The organism is Chitinophaga sp. RCC_12, from assembly GCF_041360695.1.
Classification (GTDB): Bacteria; Bacteroidota; Bacteroidia; order Chitinophagales; family Chitinophagaceae; genus Chitinophaga.
On record NZ_JBFUPS010000002.1, the window covers coordinates 903,053 to 919,487 of the forward strand.

Here is a 16,435-nt window from a genome sequence, read left to right on the forward strand (position 1 = left end):
ATAATCAGCGTAATCAGCGCCCAAGACAATTTATAAGCGCCGAAGGCGCGCCTACTTGTAAATACTATTAAGAACAGCCGCCAACCGTAGCCCCCCCTTCAGCAGCTGCTGATTCAAGTCATTTACAAAAACGTAATTGTACCGGTAGCTGAGCTTGGCATCGGGTTGCGTATAGGCATATACCCTGTCGGAAAGCTGGTGTGAGTCAAACATCCAGTCGGCGATAGAACCCTGCTGTATGGCCTTAATTTCCGCAGCAGACGCAATGTCCAGCGCTTTGGTGTATTCTGTATAACTCAGTTGTTGGAAATCGATCAGTTGTTCATCCCATACCTTATGCAGATTGGAAGGTTTATCAAACCACATAACTGCGATTTTGTTGCCGCCTAAATCTTCATCACGGCCTACGTGGAGTGGCTGATGCATATCGCCCATCATATGAACCAGGAAGGTGAGTGCAAACCGTTGTTTGTCTTTCGGCAGGTTACGGTTTTTCAGATCCTTTATCATGGCCTGTGTTTCCGTGTACAGGTTTTCGCCGCTGGCTGCGCTCAGTAGCTGATCAAATTTTGCCCGGTCAATATTACCGGGAAAATCGAGGTAGTGCCACTTACTGGTATGATCGTACTGGTGTGTGGTGTCTGATTTGATAAAATCAGGCCAGTTGGCAATCATCGCCAGGCTTTCACGGCCCAGGATATTCGTAATGGCTTTACGGGCCTTGGGGGTAAGATGAAGCCAGGCTATTTCGGCGGTAATACGGTGCCCGTTGGGGCCCCAGGCAAAGGTGGCAATGGGTAACAGGAAGGCCAGTATCAGCCCTGTTAAAAATTTTTTTCTCATAAGTCCTTTCTTGATTGTGGCAGCAAATTAAAGCTTCTTTTTTAACACTTTCACTTCCATATTCTTTAGTATTTTTACAGATACTGCTCAAATACAATTTCAATATGTCTTTTAATATACATGCTCCATACGCTCCAGCTGGTGATCAGCCGGAAGCGATCAAACAATTAACAAAAGGAATCGAAGAGGGCGAACCGTTTCAGACGCTGCTCGGGGTAACGGGTTCGGGTAAAACTTTTACAGTCGCTAATGTTATCCAGCAGGTGCAGCGCCCTACCCTGGTGCTGACCCATAACAAAACGCTGGTGGCGCAACTTTACGGCGAACTCAGACAGTTTTTCCCGGAAAATGCCGTAGAATATTATGTTTCCTATTACGATTATTACCAGCCAGAGGCGTATATGCCGGTAAGTGATACCTATATAGAAAAGGACCTGGCCATTAACGAGGAACTGGATAAGCTCCGGCTGAAGGCTACGTCCAACCTGCTTTCTGGCAGACGGGATATTATTGTGGTAGCCAGCGTTTCCTGTATTTATGGTATCGGTAATCCTACGGACTATGAAAATGGTATTATCCGCATTCAGAAAGGACAAACGGTGAGTCGCAATACCTTGCTGCATAGCCTGGTAAACTCCCTGTACAGCCGTACTACCGGCGATTTTAACCGGGGTAACTTCCGGGTAAAGGGCGATACCCTTGATATTAACCTCCCTTATGTGGATTATGGTTACCGGATTACTTTTTTTGGAGATGAGATAGAAGAGATAGAAACCATTGATGTGCAAAACAGTAAGCGGATCACAGTGGTAGACAACGCGGCCATTTTCCCGGCGAACATGTACCTGGCTCCAAAGGATATGATGCAGCAGATCATATATGAAATACAGGATGAGCTGAAAGCACAGGTGGAATATTTTAAAGCTAACGGAAAGCTGATAGAAGCACAGCGCCTGTCGGACCGGGTAAACTATGATGTGGAAATGATCCGTGAACTGGGTTATTGCAGTGGTATTGAAAACTATTCCAGGTTCCTGGACCGTCGTAAGCCCGGTGCCCGGCCTTTCTGCCTGCTGGATTATTTCCCGAAAGATTTCCTGCTGGTAGTGGATGAAAGCCATGTGACCATTCCGCAGATCGGGGCGATGTACGGCGGCGACAGATCCCGTAAACTGAACCTGGTGGAATTTGGCTTCCGGTTGCCTTCCGCACTGGACAACCGCCCGCTTAACTTTTATGAATTTGAGAATATGGTGAACCAGGCCATATTTGTGAGCGCTACCCCCGGTGATTATGAGCTGAAGAAAACAGAAGGGGTAGTGGTAGAACAGGTAGTGCGGCCTACAGGCTTGCTGGAACCTCCTATTGAAGTGAGACCCAGTGTGAACCAGGTGGATGATCTGCTGGAAGAAATAGACAAGCGGGTGCAAAAAGGCGACCGCGTGCTGGTAACTACCCTGACAAAGCGCATGGCCGAAGAAATGGACAAATATCTTGGACGTATTAATATTAAGTCGCGTTATATCCATTCTGAGGTAGATACCCTGGAGCGTATTGAAATATTGCGTGACCTGCGGTTAGGTAATATAGATGTATTGGTTGGGGTAAACCTGCTGAGGGAGGGATTGGATTTGCCGGAAGTATCATTGGTGGCTATCCTGGATGCCGATAAGGAAGGGTTTCTGCGCGATGAGCGCTCTCTTACGCAAACGGCGGGTCGTGCGGCACGTAATGTGGACGGGCTGGTGATCTTTTATGCTGATAAGATCACAGAGAGTATGCAGCGGACTATTGATGAAACGGATCGCCGCCGTGAGAAGCAGGTGGCATTTAATATAGAACATAATATTACGCCCCGCACTGTCCGTAAAAGCAAGGAACAGATCATGGGACAAACTTCCGTGTTGGAAATCAAGCACTTCGACGAAAACTCACCGATGGCTATCCATGATGAAGTGCTGTTGGTAGCGGAAGATGCGATGGCTTATGCAAAATCCTCTGCAGCCAGTGTAAAAACCATCCCACAGATGGAGAAGTCGATTGCCAAAGTGAAGAAGGATATGGAGAAGGCTGCCCGCGATCTTGATTTCATGGAAGCCGCCCGTTTGAGGGATCAGATGTTTGCAATGGAGCGCGAATTACTAGAAATGAAACAATAATCGGCTTCGCAAATTCAGAACATTATATGCAATTATTTATAATATAAATTAGTTGTTCCAGCAATTAAAGTGATAAATTACTAATTTATATAGTTTTGTTTACCAGGTGCTTGCGTGGCTTGTTCCCTTATTACAGTAGCGCGTGCACCTGGCAAATTTGAAAATTGTTAACCTTTCCTTAATATTCTTCTAATACTATTGATATTCAATAATTTAGATCACTATTTTATCTCTCTGAAAGCCACTATATCCTAAAAAATAATAATTAATATTATTATAAATTATAATATCATTGATTTAATCCTAATTATCGTACCTCTTATTCAAATATTTCTATTTTTAGACCCTTCTATTTGATGTTTTAAATTTCGGACCTACTTTTATTTAAGAAATTTAAAAATCAAACGCTATGAAGAAAATATCTTTTCAGGACTATCTCCCCTTCATTTTCCTTGCGCTCATCGCAATAGTTGGAATTTTTATGCCTGCCCTCCCAAGTTTTGCTGATGCCAGCAAATATAATTCCGCTGATATCGCCTGGATTCTTGTAGCATCGTCCCTGGTATTTTTGATGACTCCCGGTTTGTCCTTCTTTTATGGAGGCATGGTAAATAAGAAGAACGTGATTTCTACCATGATGCAAAGTTTCATTGCTACCGGCTTAATCAGCATCGTTTGGTTAGTAGTTGGATTTAGCCTGGCGTTTGGTAAATCTGTTAATGGCATTATTGGAGATCCCAGTACATTCTTTATGTTTCAGAATGTAGGTTCAGGAGCTCCATGGAGCCTGGCGCCTACTATTCCGCTGTTACTGTTTGCACTTTTCCAGATGAAGTTTGCAATCATCACTCCTGCACTGGTGGTTGGAGCAGTAGCGGGAAGGATCCGTTTCACTTCCTATGTATTGTTCATGGTGTTATTCAGTTTGCTGATATATGCACCAATTGCACACTGGACCTGGCATCCTGATGGTATCCTGTTTAAATTAGGCGTACTGGATTTTGCCGGTGGTACAGTGGTACATATTTCTGCAGGTTGCGCTGCATTGGCAGGCGCCCTGGTACTGAAAAGAAGAAAGGATCATATCGAAAAGAAAGAATTACAACCTGCAAATATTCCTTTTGTATTACTGGGTACCGGTTTACTCTGGTTCGGCTGGTTCGGTTTCAACGCAGGTTCTGCTTTGAGCGCCAACGCCCTCGCAGCTTCCGCTTTTGCTACTACTAACACAGCTACTGCTGCTGCCGGTTTAGCATGGGTGTTCTTCGATGTAATCCGCGGACGCAAACCATCTGCCCTCGGCTTCTGCATCGGTGCGGTAGTTGGTCTGGTGGCCATCACTCCTGCTGCCGGTTTTGTTGCTATTCCACAAAGTATATTCATCGGTTTCATTGCCTCTCTCATTTCTAACGTTGCAGTACACTGGAAATCTAAAACCAGCATTGATGATACACTCGATGTATTCCCTTGCCATGGTTTAGGTGGTATGGTAGGTATGCTGCTCACCGGTATCTTCGCTACCAAGGCTGTGAATTCAGCTGGTACTGATGGCTGGTTTTACGGCAACTTTGAGCTGTTCAAAAACCAGGTACTCGGTCTGTTACTGGTAGTAGGTTACAGCTTCACCGTATCTTACGGTATCTTCAAACTCATCAACCTGATTCACCCGCTGCGTGTATCTGAAGAAGAAGAAGAACTGGGTCTGGATGTTACACAGCACAACGAGAACTATCATCCTTCTATGATCAGTATCTCCGACAACGGTTCACTGAAAGAAGAAGACGAACTGATTCACTCCTGAAAAACAATTCCTTTCAGAGGTATCAAAAATGAGTTACAGTTCTTTGAGTACGATCTTTATCAACTTTATTAAACGCATATACTTTACGTTGTAAGAACCTGGAATGGATAATTGGTAGTTAAACTTGCTGTAAATAAGTGAAACTCGCACCAATCATTGATTACTGATTATCCATTCCTTCTATTTTTCTGAATGTAGCATCAGAAGATACTGTAGCACGCACCCCCGAAACAATCCGTGAGAAAAGGCCGCATTAGTACTTACCATTTTATCAACCAAATTTATAAGTATGAAAAGAATGTTAACGACCTTATTTGCCATGGGCAGCACCCTCGTTGCCATGGCACAATCCACGACAGATAGTACATCTGCTCCCGCGTTTAAATTATCAGGATCTGCAGATGTGTATTATAAATACAATCTCAACGGAAATTATACTGATAATAAAACCAGTTTTACCAACTCCCACAACTCTTTCGAATTGGGAATGGTATCGCTGAAAGTAGAACACGGATTTAAAAATGGTAGCATCGTTGCCGACCTCGGCTTCGGTAAAAGAGCCGGAGAGTTTTCCTATAACGATGTACCCGGCTCCGCTAATGGCCTGTCAATGGCTATCAAACAATTGTATGTATCTTACCAGGTAGCTGAGAAAGTAAAAGTAAGTCTCGGTAGCTTCGCCACCCACATTGGTTACGAACTGGTAGATGCCTACGCCAACAGGAACTATAGCATGAGCTATATGTTCAGCTACGGCCCTTTCTTTAATACAGGTGTGAAGGCCGACATTGCCATCACCTCTTCTTTAAGCGCTATGGTAGGCGTATTTAATCCTACCGATCTGAAATCAGTTACCCTTAACAGCCACAAATATATTGGTGCCCAGCTGGGCTTTGCTCCGGCAGAAACACCCATCAAATTATACCTGAATTACCTGGAAGGAAAAGATACTTTCGGTATCCAGAATCACCAGGTAGACCTGGTAGCCACTTACCAGATCAACACTGTATTCGGTTTGGGATATAACGCTACCTACAGCACCTATACCGACACACGTGCACCTAAAAGCACCCGCGAAAACGCAAAATGGTGGGGCAATGCACTGTACGTGAACCTCGATTTCACTGACAAGATCGGATTAACAGTTCGTGGAGAATATTTCAGTGATAAAGACGGGCTTAAAGTTTTTGGAGCCGTACCGGATGGAGGTAATGTAGTTGCTGGTACACTCACCTTTAACTATAAGGTAGGAAACCTTACTATTATGCCGGAGTTCAGGCTGGATAAGGCCTCCGCAGATATTTTCAGCAAGTCGGATGGTAAACCTGCTGATATCACATCCAATGTTTTATTAGCCGCCACCTACCACTTCTAAAAGTTGCATTCAAACAGGTGCAGGAGTTTGCCACGGGAAGAGATCGCCTTCCGGCATACATCCTGCATCTGTTTTTTTAAAACCCCTCCCAATGGCCCCTCAAAATTCAAAAAACCATAAATGATTTGTATTATCTTGCTGGCAAAAAGAAGTAATGTTGCAGCCGTCCACGTTAAAATTTCTTAAGTCACTCAGGCTGAATAATAATAAAGTCTGGTTCGATGAACACAAACCCGAGTACATAGCGGCCAAGGCCGATTTTGAAAGCATGGTACAGCAGCTGATAGATGGTTTGGCAAGACAGGATGCCACCATGCAGGGGCTCCAGGTGAAAGACTGTGTGTTTCGTATTTACAAAGATGTCAGATTTTCAAAAGACAAAACTCCTTATAAAACCAATCTCGGTGCTTCTTTCCAGGCAGGTGGCAAAAAATCGGCGTTTGCCGGTTATTATTTTCAGCTTGAACCGGGAGGCAACAGTTTTGCCGGCGGCGGTATCTGGATGCCGGCAGCGCCCGAACTGAAAAAGCTCCGCCAGGAAATCGACTATAATTTCCGGGAATTTGAACAAATCATCTCTAATAAGGAATTTATCAAACACTTTGGGAAGGTAGAGGGCGATGCCCTTAAAACAGCTCCGCAGGGATATCAGCCAGATAACCCGGCTATCGCGTATCTAAAACTGAAAAGTGTGATTGTGTCTCACCCGTTTACGGATGAGGCGTGTATACAACCTGCTATGGTAAAGGAAATTCTGAAGACATTTGCACTGATGCAACCCTTATTGCAGTTCATTAACCGCGCCATGGACTAATGTAAAGTAGTTTATTAGCTTATCAGGTAGTTAACCTTTTAATAGTTGCCTGTTACTAACATGTAAACAGTGGCTGCAAACATCATTAAAAAAAGTGCACCACAGCCAATACCCAGTATCCAAACCAACAGATATGCAAATGGTTCTTTATGTTCTCCTGGTAATTTCATGATAGCGGACTACCTGATAAACTAATAAATACTTCTCCGGCTTACCCCGGTTTAATTCTTGTGAATCAGGAATTCGAACGGCCGCGCTTTGCGATTCTTTAAAAGATTTTCCTTGTCCGTGCGCGCGTGAGCAAAACGTTGATTGTAAACATTGGCCACTTCAATAATCGGTATAATTCCGTCAAGCGTATCCTGCTGATCAACGATGTTCATGATCCTGGATACTTGTGAAGAGAAATTAGTGCTCCACTCTTCGGTGAACTTGTGCATTAACAGAAGCTCTCGATTGGTGTTGGTTTTCATAGGACTTAAGGGTGTTTTCTGATTAGAAAATAACGAAAAATACCGGCATCTCTAAAATTGGACTTCTCTTCTTTTTCAAAGAGTTAAGTTGGCATAGGATTATTACTACCAAAATTGGATTTTATCCCGCACAAATCAATACTACTTCCGTGTAATTTTTAAGGTTTGTGTGTTATGCTTTTGTAACACGCGTAAAAAAGAGCAAGCGGTAAAATGCTTGCTCTTAACGAGTTATAAATATATTTTCGTATAGTCATATACGGGAGGTGCTATTAAGAGTGGTATACTCCTAAATTACATAGCACAACAGTATGATTACAGCCAGTTTTTACCGGTAAGGTATTCTGCTATCTGCACGGCATTGGTAGCGGCCCCCTTGCGAAGGTTGTCTGCTACTATCCACATATTCACTGTTTTAGGCTGAGTTTCATCCCTGCGGATACGGCCCACAAACACTTCGTCCTTATCGTGTGCATCCTTTGGCATCGGGTATAAAGCCTTCGATGGATCGTCTACAACGATTACTCCAGGCGTTTTTTCAAGCAATGCCCTCAGTTCCGCCACATCGTATTCATTTTCAAACTCTATGTTCACCGCTTCACTATGACCACCCATTACCGGAATACGTACAGTCGTAGCCGTTACCAGGATGCTGTCGTCCCTCATAATCTTTTTGGTTTCATTTACCATCTTCATCTCTTCTTTCGTATAGCCGTTATCGAGAAACACGTCTATCTGCGGAATAACATTCAGATCTATCGGGTAAGCATACGCCATTTCACCGGTAATACCTTGTCTTTCATTCATTAACTGCGTCACTGCCTTTACACCGGTGCCGGTTACCGACTGGTAGGTAGATACCACTACCCTTTTGATTTTATATTTTTCGTGGAGGGGTTTCAATACCAGCACCATCTGAATCGTAGAACAGTTAGGATTGGCAATAATTTTATCTTCCTGCGTAATAGCATCGCCATTTACTTCCGGTACTACCAGTTTCTTGGTAGGGTCCATTCTCCACGCGCTGGAATTATCAATTACGGTAATACCTGCCGCTGCAAATTTAGGCGCCCACTCCAGGGAGGTACTGCCACCGGCAGAAAAGATAGCCACATTTGGTTGCATTGAAATCGCCGTATCCGCACTCACCACCTTCCAGGTCTTGCCCTTAAATGTTACTTCCTTACCAACGGACTTCTCAGAAGCCACGGGAATCAATTCAGTAACGGGAAAATTCCTTTCCGTTAACACCTGTAACATTTTTGAGCCTACCAGTCCGGTCGCTCCAACTACGGCAACTTTCATTTTGTTTTACATTTTTAATTTTGGAAGCCCAAAATTAACATATAGCCCCCGCTTTTCATAACATTAAGATTTTTTTTTACCATTTACATGGCATTAACACCAGACGATCAACATAATGCTAAGTTTGAAAGCTATAAAATAATTGTAAATGCGGTTACCCATTGTTTGTTCTTGCCTGCTGCTACTGCAGGCCCTCACCGGTTTTACCCAGGCGCCGGCTATTTATGACGTGATTATCCACGAAGTGATGCCCAAGCCCACTCCTGTAGCAGGCTTGCCACCGTATGAATACATAGAACTGCGGAATATCAGCACTGCGCCTGTGCAACTTAGCAATTGGCGTTTAGCGGTAAATAAGCGGGAAGTGTTGCTGCCGGCGTATTTGCTGCAACCCGACAGTTTGCTGGTGCTATGCGCTCAGGCAGCAGTGAGCAGTTATAACATTCCCAATATCAGAGGAATAGACCGTTTTCCGGCAGTGGCAGACGACAGCGCGCTGATTATTTTATATGACGCATTCAAAAGGGTGATACATGCGGTAGATTATCATCAAGGATGGTACGCAGGCGGAAAGGCCGGCAAGGGCGGAATCAGCCTGGAAATGATCAATACGGCATTTCCATGCAGCGGAAAAGTAAACTGGATGGCCAGTACTGCCCCTGCCGGCGGCACGCCCGGTTCCGTAAATGCTGTGGCCGCGAACACCCCGGATCTTTCCAAACCAGACCTGCTGTTTGCTGCCATTGCAGATAGCATGCGGGTGTTGTTACAGTTCAGTAAAACGCTGGATAGTGTGCTGGCAGCAGATCCTGCGCGCTATCAGATTACCGGTGGGATACACATAACGGTTTGCCGGGTGCTGCCTCCGCTGTTTAGCAGCGTGGAACTGCAACTGGATGCTGTCATCCGCCCAGGAGAGGTATATACTATTAATACCAGCGGACTGGCAGATTGCAATGGGACTACCGGCAGTATCTACAACAGTGCAACACTTGGCATATCACAACCACCGGCCGGCAACGACGTATTAATTAATGAAGTATTGTTTTACCCGCCCACCGGTATCCCCGAATTTATTGAACTGTATAACGCCGGCCACAAAGTGGTGAACTTAAATGAGCTACGCCTTTGCGCACGTACCGCCAGTGGCGGATTAGGTACTTTTAAAAAGATAACCACCAGTGGCCGTCTGCTGATGCCCGGGCAACTGCTGGCATTTACCACCAACAAGGATTTGCTTTGCAGTTATTATAATTGCCGGTCGCCGGAAAATATCCAGGAAGTAAGCAGCCTGCCCTCCATGCCGCTTGACGGTGGGGATGTTGTGCTGCTGTGGGCCGATAGTACAGTGATTGATGAATTGCCATATACCAGCGGACAACACTTTCCGCTGGCCAGTGAGTTGCAGGGTGTTTCGCTGGAGCGGCTGGCGTACCAGCTTCCCGCTTCCGATGCGGCTAACTGGCACTCTGCCGCTGCTTCAGCAGGATATGGCACCCCGGGATGGCCCAATTCCCAGCGCCGGGGCAATGCAGGCGATTCGTTGAATATTGTATTGTTGCCGGAAGTGTTTTCACCCGATCACGACGGAACAGCGGATGTAACACAGCTTTCCTGGCAACTGCCCGGCCCGGGCTTCATGGGCAATGTTACCGTGTATGATTTGCAGGGCAAACCGGTGAGATACCTGGCCCGCAATATTTTGATGGGAAATACCGGATATTTGCCGTGGGATGGAATTGGAGAAAATGCAGTAGTTTTACCGTCAGGGATTTATATATTTTTTATAGAGATATTTAATCTTCAGGGCTACGTGAAACGCTGTAAACGCACGGTGGTCATGGCACGAAAGTTGAATTGACGCACGCCCCCGTTGCCCGCTTTTTGTAAGCTAAAAATAGCCGCGGGCAATCTATTATAATTATTTATATTTGCGCTTCCTAAAAATTTGAACATGCAGTACAGAGAAATTGTTGCAGTAACCGGATTGGGCGGTTTGTTTCAGTTAGTAGCCAGTAAACAAGATGGCGCCATCGTAAGGTCACTGGAAGATAAAAGTACAAGGTTTGTATCTTCCCGCGTGCATAATTTTACTCCACTGGAAAGTATTGAAGTATTCACTACCGGCGAAAACGTAAACCTGGCTGAGGTATTCAAAGCCATGGAGGAAAAGGCAGCGGCGCACCCGCCTGTAGCCGGTAAAGCAGACAACAATGCTATCAAAGCTTATTTCAAAAGCGTATTCCCTGAATTCGATGAAGACAGAGTGTATGTGAGTGATATGAAGAAGATGGTAAAATGGTTTGGTATCCTCAAAGCAAATGATCTGTTGAAATTTGATGAGATCCTCGCCGAAGGTGAAGGAGAAGTGGAAGAAGTGGCAGTAGAAGAAACCGCTGCTCCGGAGAAAAAGAAGAAAGCAGCTCCTGAAGCTTCTGAAGAAGCAGCTACAGAAGAAAAGCCTAAGAAGCCACGTGCTAAAAAGGCCGCTGAAAAAGAAGAAGGCGAAACAGGCGCTGAAGAAAAAGCACCTAAGAAAGCCAAAGCCAAGAAAGATGACGCACCGGCTGCAGAAGGCGAAGAGCCTAAAAAAGCTGCTAAGCCACGCAAGAAGAAAACAGAAGAATAGTAAGGATCCAGGCGGTTTGATGATCGAAACAATCATCTGCCGGCAAAATATTTCAGGCTTCTATTTACAGAGATCATTTTCTGTAAATAGAAGCCTGAATCGTTTTAGCTCCCGATATTTAACGATTCTTTTAGCCGGAAACACCGGGCATTAGCGTAAAATTGCCTAAATTTCTACATCCGAAAATTTAAAAATAACAGATAGCATGGATAAACTAAGTGCAGATATAAAGAAACTACCGCGTACATTTCTCCCGGAAGATTTTAAAGTAACCACCTGGGATACCTTGCAGCCTTACTTTGAAGCGCTGAAGGAAAGAAAAATCAGCAGCGTGCAGGACCTGGAAAAATGGCTGAAAGATATGAGTGAACTGGAAGCAGTGATCAGTGAAGACGCTTGCTGGCGCCAAATCCGCATGACCTGCGACATCACCGATAAATCGCTCGAAGAAGCCTTTGCCTACTTCTGCATGGAAATTCAGCCCAAACTGCAACCCTATGCAGATGCGCTCAATAAAAAACTGCTGGAAAGCCCGTTTGTAAAGGAACTGGACCCCGACCTGTATAAAACCTATCTCCGCAATGTAGAGAAACAGGTGAAACTGTTCCGGGAGGAAAACATTCCTATCCAGGCGGAACTGAGCGTAATGGCGCAACAGTACGGCGTTATTGCAGGTAAAATGACCATCAAAGTAAAAGACCAGGAATATACGCTGCAACAGGCTGCTAAATTCCTGGAAAACAGCGACCGCTCCCTGCGGGAAGAAGTGTTCACCAAAACCGGCGCCCGCCGCCTGGAAGACAGGAAAGCACTGGATGACCTGTACACCGGATTGATTTTAAAACGCGACCAGGTAGCAAAGAATGCCGGCTTCGCTAATTACCGTGATTATAAATTCGAAGAACTCGGTCGCTTCGACTATACAAAAGAAGATGCCTTCCAGTTCCATGAAGCCATCAAAGCGCACATTGTTCCGCTGGTACAACAGATCCTGGAAAAGCAAAAAGCCAAACTGCAATTGGACACCCTGCGCCCCTGGGACACAGAAGCAGAACCAGCGGGCGTGAAGCCACTGGAGCCATTCCACACAGGCGAAGAGCTGGTGAATAAAGCCATTGCTACTTTTGATAAACTGGGCCCCTTCTTTGGCAATTGCCTCCGGGTGATGAAACAAATGGGCCGCTTCGACCTGGAAAGCCGCAACGGTAAAGCGCCGGGAGGCTATAACTGCCCGCTGGCAGAAACAGGCGTGCCTTTCATTTTTATGAATGCCGCCGGGCAAATGAAAGACCTCACCACCATGGTTCACGAAGGTGGGCACGCGGTACACTCTTTCCTCAGTCATCACCTCGCACTCAGCGCCTTCAAGGAATACCCGATGGAGATTGCGGAAGTTGCGAGCATGAGCATGGAATTATTTACCATGGACTACTGGAACATTTTCTTTGATGATGAAACACAGCTCCGCCGTGCACGTTTGCAGCAACTGGAAAGGGCTATCACCATTTTCCCATGGATTGCCACCATCGATAAGTTCCAGCACTGGATCTACGAACATCCGCAGCACACTACAGAAGAACGTACCGCCAAATGGCTCGAAATACTGAATGAGTTCTCCCCTGCCGTGGTTGACTGGAGTGGTCATGAAGATTACCGCGCCATCACCTGGCAAAAGCAACTCCACCTGTTTGAAGTACCTTTCTATTATATAGAATACGGTATTGCACAGCTAGGCGCAATTGCCATGTGGAAGCAATTCAAGGAAAACAAAGCGCAGGCGCTGGATAACTACGTACAGGCGTTAAGTTTAGGTAACACCAAAACGTTGCCTGAATTGTATAAAGCCGCGGGAATTAAATTTGATTTTTCTCCGGCCTATGTGAAGGAACTGGCCGATTTCGTGAAAGAAGAAATAGAAAAAATATAGTAAGGATGCCTTTGTTAATGTTCCGTATAACGGCATTAGCAAAGGCATTTTTTTATTTACAGGATTTACAAACCCCACTCACCACTACTTCCACATTATGCGCTGCATAACCTTTGGGAAGCTGTATCTGCGGCACATCAGTTTCATCTAAACAAATGGTATTGCCACACTCTTCGCACTTGAAATGAATATGATGATCGTGATGATGGTGCTCTGAACACTCCGACTTACATAAAGCGTAGCGTACAGATGTATCCGTAGTGGGTATTTTATGAATGATTCCTTTGTCGAGGAATGTTTGTAATGTACGGTATACGGTTACACGGTCGAACGACTGACCGGCCAGCTTTTCGAAATCGCTATGTTCCAGTGCACCGTTGCTTTTCATGAACAGTTCCAGGATCCTTGTCCGGGTTTCTGTTACACTCAGCTTGCTTTCGCGCAGTATACTGCCAATTCGTTCTGTTATTTGTTGTTTGGTGCCCATGATGAAAAAAAACTTTATTCTTCCATTAAACGGTCTATGTCTTCAATCAATTTATCTACATCCTGTTTTTTAGTGCCTTCATACAAACCGCGGATTTGTCCTGCTTTGTCGACCAACGCGAACCACTGGGTGTGTACAAAATCTTCTTCCCCGGTATATACGCCATCGTCTACCAGGTAGCCCTGCCTGGCCAACCGGTAAAGCTGTTTCTTATCGCCGGTAAGGAACCACCAGTTTTTGGAATCAGCGCCATGTTTGGCAGCATATGCCTTTAGTACCGGTACACTGTCGTGTTCGGGATCTACCGTATGGGAAAGGATCAGGAAGTTGGGATTGTTTTTATACTTCGCATATACCCTATCCATGTTGGCATTCATCTTCGGACAAATACCGGTGCAGGTGGTAAAAAAGAACTCAGATACATAGATCTTGCCTTCAACATCTGCCTTCGCTTTTGTGCGGCCGTCCTGGTCGGTAAAGGAAAATCCGGGAATGGTATGTCCAGGCGCCCCCAGGTGAGGCAATTTATCTTTTCCAAAGAAGGTGCCTGTTTCTCCCTTAATAATATAACCCGCATAGGTCAGGAAGCCTGCGCTCAGCAACACAAAAAACGAAATCAGTATAATTGCTTTCTTCGACATAGGTATGATTCCTTGTTTTATTCGATATACAAAGGTAGCACATAGTTGACAGATGCCCATCAGTGCTACCCATCTCTTATTATTTTAACACACCTGCAACATTTTACAGTTGAAAAAATAAATTATCTGAAGATAAGAGATATTTTAATTTGCAACATTGTTGCAAATTTACGTAGTTTTGTCCGGATAGAAAAATGGGAACATGGAAGTGAATATTTTAAAGAAGATGAGTTTGGACACTATTGGAATAGGGGCTTCCCTGTTGTGTGCCGTGCACTGTGCCTTACTCCCTTTGCTGCTCACGGTATTACCACTGGTAGGATCGCATGTACTGGAAAATGAAATGCTGGAGTATGGCTTGTTGTCTTTCTCCTTTGGCGTGGGTTGTTTATCACTGGGGCGCGGGTATTTCAGACTTCACCGGCGGATAACACCACTGCTGATCTTCACCGCGGGGTTTGCCTTGTTAGTGGGAGGACACTTCGGAGTGGCTGGTGGTTTCTGGACACCCGCTATCATCTTTACCGGCGCGGCAGGAGTAACGACTGCGCATATATTAAACCTGAAGCGTTGTAAGCAATGCACCAACGGGAAACACCGGGTTCATAATCACCTGGGGGCATCACACGGCAAACAGCATTTGACAGCAGAGGGATTATAGCAGTTTGATTGTAAAACAGCAGGGTCGTATCACAAGGGACTTATAACAGTGCCACAACTAAAATACATAGTCCTATAGCAATATAACTTATCACATATGGAAAAATTACCTGTTACGGTGCTGAGTGGTTTTCTCGGCGCGGGGAAAACTACGCTGCTTAATCACGTGCTGCACAACCGCGAAAATCTTCGTGTAGCCGTTATTGTTAACGACATGAGCGAAGTGAATATCGACGCGCAACTGGTAAAGAATGAAAATATACTGCACAAAACAGAAGAGCGCCTGGTGGAAATGAGCAATGGCTGTATTTGTTGTACCCTGCGGGAAGACCTGCTGAAGGAAGTAGCTGCACTAGCCGCAGAGAAACGGTTTGATTACCTGCTGATAGAATCCACCGGCATCTCGGAACCAATACCTGTGGCGCAAACTTTTTGCTACCAGGATGAAGCCAACAACATTGACCTTACTACGGTAAGCCAGCTGGATACAATGGTGACGGTAGTGGATGCGTATAATTTTATCGGCGACTACAGTAGCATGTCGTTACTGCAGGACAGAAGCTTAACGGATGATGCGGCTGACCGGCGCACTATTGTGAACCTGCTGACCGACCAGGTGGAGTTTGCCAATGTGATTGTGTTGAATAAATGCGACCTGGTAACAAAAGACCAACTGGGCAACCTGAAAGCCGTACTGCGTAAACTAAATGCCACTGCCCGCATCGTGGAATCAATCAAAGGCCAGGTACCGTTGAAAGAAATACTGCACACCGGTCTTTTTGACTTTGACACCACTTCCCAAAGTGCCGGTTGGCAGGCCGAACTGGAAAATGAGCATACCCCTGAAACAGAAGAATACGGCATCTCTTCTTTTGTATACCGCAGTCGCAAACCCTTTCACCCGGAACGCTTCTGGCAGTATATCAATGAACGCTGGCCTGGCAATATTATCCGCAGTAAAGGATTGTTTTGGCTGGCTTCGCGGCCGGATATAGCGGTGAACTGGAGCCAGGCCGGCGGATCACTGCGCGCAGAAAAGGCGGGCTACTGGTGGTGTGCCATTCCCCGGGCGCAATGGCAAATGGATCCCGAAACCTATGAACTCATCACCAACCGCTGGGATACCCGCTTTGCAGACAGGTATAATGAACTGGTAATCATAGGCCAGGAGCTGGATACGCATGATATCATCATTGATCTCGACAGCTGCCTGTGCACAGAATCCGAGATTACAAACTTCCGGGATGGTCATCTTTTTAAAGATCCTTTTCCTGGTATTTAGGCTAATCTAAAAAATAATTAAGACAAGTATAAAAATAGA

14 protein-coding genes are annotated in these 16,435 nt (G+C 45.3%); 9 read left to right on the plus strand and 5 right to left on the minus strand.

Going from position 1 to position 16,435, the window contains the following annotated elements; translation table 11 throughout:
- Positions 1-51 precede the first annotated feature (51 nt).
- The gene (locus AB6805_RS09000; RefSeq protein WP_370909097.1) at positions 52-843 is read right to left on the minus strand and encodes a S1/P1 nuclease; all 792 of its coding nucleotides are present in this window, start codon (positions 841-843) and stop codon (positions 52-54) included.
- A 104-nt stretch (positions 844-947) separates the two neighbouring features.
- On the opposite strand from AB6805_RS09000, the gene uvrB reads away from it, so the two are divergent.
- The 4 genes from uvrB to AB6805_RS09020 all read left to right on the plus strand — a co-directional run bounded on the left by uvrB (position 948) and on the right by AB6805_RS09020 (position 6,992).
- Positions 948-3,002: an excinuclease ABC subunit UvrB gene (gene uvrB, locus AB6805_RS09005; RefSeq protein WP_370909098.1), complete on the plus strand. Its 2,055-nt coding sequence runs from the start codon at positions 948-950 to the stop codon at positions 3,000-3,002.
- A gap of 409 nt (positions 3,003-3,411) precedes the next feature.
- The gene (locus tag AB6805_RS09010; RefSeq protein ID WP_370909099.1) at positions 3,412-4,803 is read left to right on the plus strand and encodes an ammonium transporter; all 1,392 of its coding nucleotides are present in this window, start codon (positions 3,412-3,414) and stop codon (positions 4,801-4,803) included.
- A gap of 289 nt (positions 4,804-5,092) precedes the next feature.
- Entirely contained in the window at positions 5,093-6,178 is a 1,086-nt protein-coding gene (locus AB6805_RS09015; protein ID WP_370909100.1) for a porin, read from the plus strand.
- A gap of 154 nt (positions 6,179-6,332) precedes the next feature.
- A complete protein-coding gene (locus AB6805_RS09020) occupies positions 6,333-6,992 on the plus strand; it encodes a DUF2461 domain-containing protein (protein ID WP_370909101.1) in 660 nt (219 codons plus the stop codon).
- A gap of 221 nt (positions 6,993-7,213) precedes the next feature.
- Here the strand turns inward: AB6805_RS09020 and AB6805_RS09025 are convergent, their stop codons facing one another.
- Together AB6805_RS09025 and AB6805_RS09030 are read right to left on the minus strand one after the other, a co-directional pair.
- A complete protein-coding gene (locus AB6805_RS09025) occupies positions 7,214-7,465 on the minus strand; it encodes a hypothetical protein (protein ID WP_079471700.1) in 252 nt (83 codons plus the stop codon).
- A 315-nt stretch (positions 7,466-7,780) separates the two neighbouring features.
- Positions 7,781-8,770 (minus strand): aspartate-semialdehyde dehydrogenase, encoded by a 990-nt coding sequence (locus AB6805_RS09030; protein ID WP_370909102.1) that lies wholly within the window; start codon positions 8,768-8,770, stop codon positions 7,781-7,783.
- A 148-nt stretch (positions 8,771-8,918) separates the two neighbouring features.
- Between AB6805_RS09030 and AB6805_RS09035 the strand changes: the two genes are divergently transcribed.
- From AB6805_RS09035 to AB6805_RS09045, 3 genes are all read left to right on the plus strand, one after another.
- Positions 8,919-10,631, plus strand: a complete 1,713-nt coding sequence (locus tag AB6805_RS09035) for a lamin tail domain-containing protein (RefSeq protein ID WP_370909103.1) — start codon at positions 8,919-8,921, stop codon at positions 10,629-10,631.
- Between the two features lie 93 nt (positions 10,632-10,724).
- Positions 10,725-11,399, plus strand: coding sequence for a DUF5606 domain-containing protein (locus AB6805_RS09040; protein WP_370909104.1), 675 nt, complete (start codon positions 10,725-10,727; stop codon positions 11,397-11,399).
- A 205-nt stretch (positions 11,400-11,604) separates the two neighbouring features.
- Positions 11,605-13,326: a M3 family oligoendopeptidase gene (locus tag AB6805_RS09045; RefSeq protein ID WP_370909105.1), complete on the plus strand. Its 1,722-nt coding sequence runs from the start codon at positions 11,605-11,607 to the stop codon at positions 13,324-13,326.
- A 52-nt stretch (positions 13,327-13,378) separates the two neighbouring features.
- On the opposite strand, the gene AB6805_RS09050 is transcribed toward AB6805_RS09045, so the two are convergent.
- Positions 13,379-13,813 carry a Fur family transcriptional regulator gene (locus AB6805_RS09050; RefSeq protein WP_079471705.1) on the minus strand — a complete coding sequence of 145 codons (435 nt, stop codon included), beginning with the start codon at positions 13,811-13,813 and terminating at the stop codon, positions 13,379-13,381.
- Between the two features lie 14 nt (positions 13,814-13,827).
- Positions 13,828-14,454, minus strand: a complete 627-nt coding sequence (locus AB6805_RS09055; protein WP_370909106.1) for an SCO family protein — start codon at positions 14,452-14,454, stop codon at positions 13,828-13,830.
- A 202-nt stretch (positions 14,455-14,656) separates the two neighbouring features.
- Between AB6805_RS09055 and AB6805_RS09060 the strand changes: the two genes are divergently transcribed.
- The gene (locus AB6805_RS09060; protein ID WP_370909107.1) at positions 14,657-15,115 is read left to right on the plus strand and encodes a MerC domain-containing protein; all 459 of its coding nucleotides are present in this window, start codon (positions 14,657-14,659) and stop codon (positions 15,113-15,115) included.
- A 96-nt stretch (positions 15,116-15,211) separates the two neighbouring features.
- Positions 15,212-16,396: a GTP-binding protein gene (locus tag AB6805_RS09065; RefSeq protein WP_370909108.1), complete on the plus strand. Its 1,185-nt coding sequence runs from the start codon at positions 15,212-15,214 to the stop codon at positions 16,394-16,396.
- Positions 16,397-16,435 lie beyond the last annotated feature (39 nt).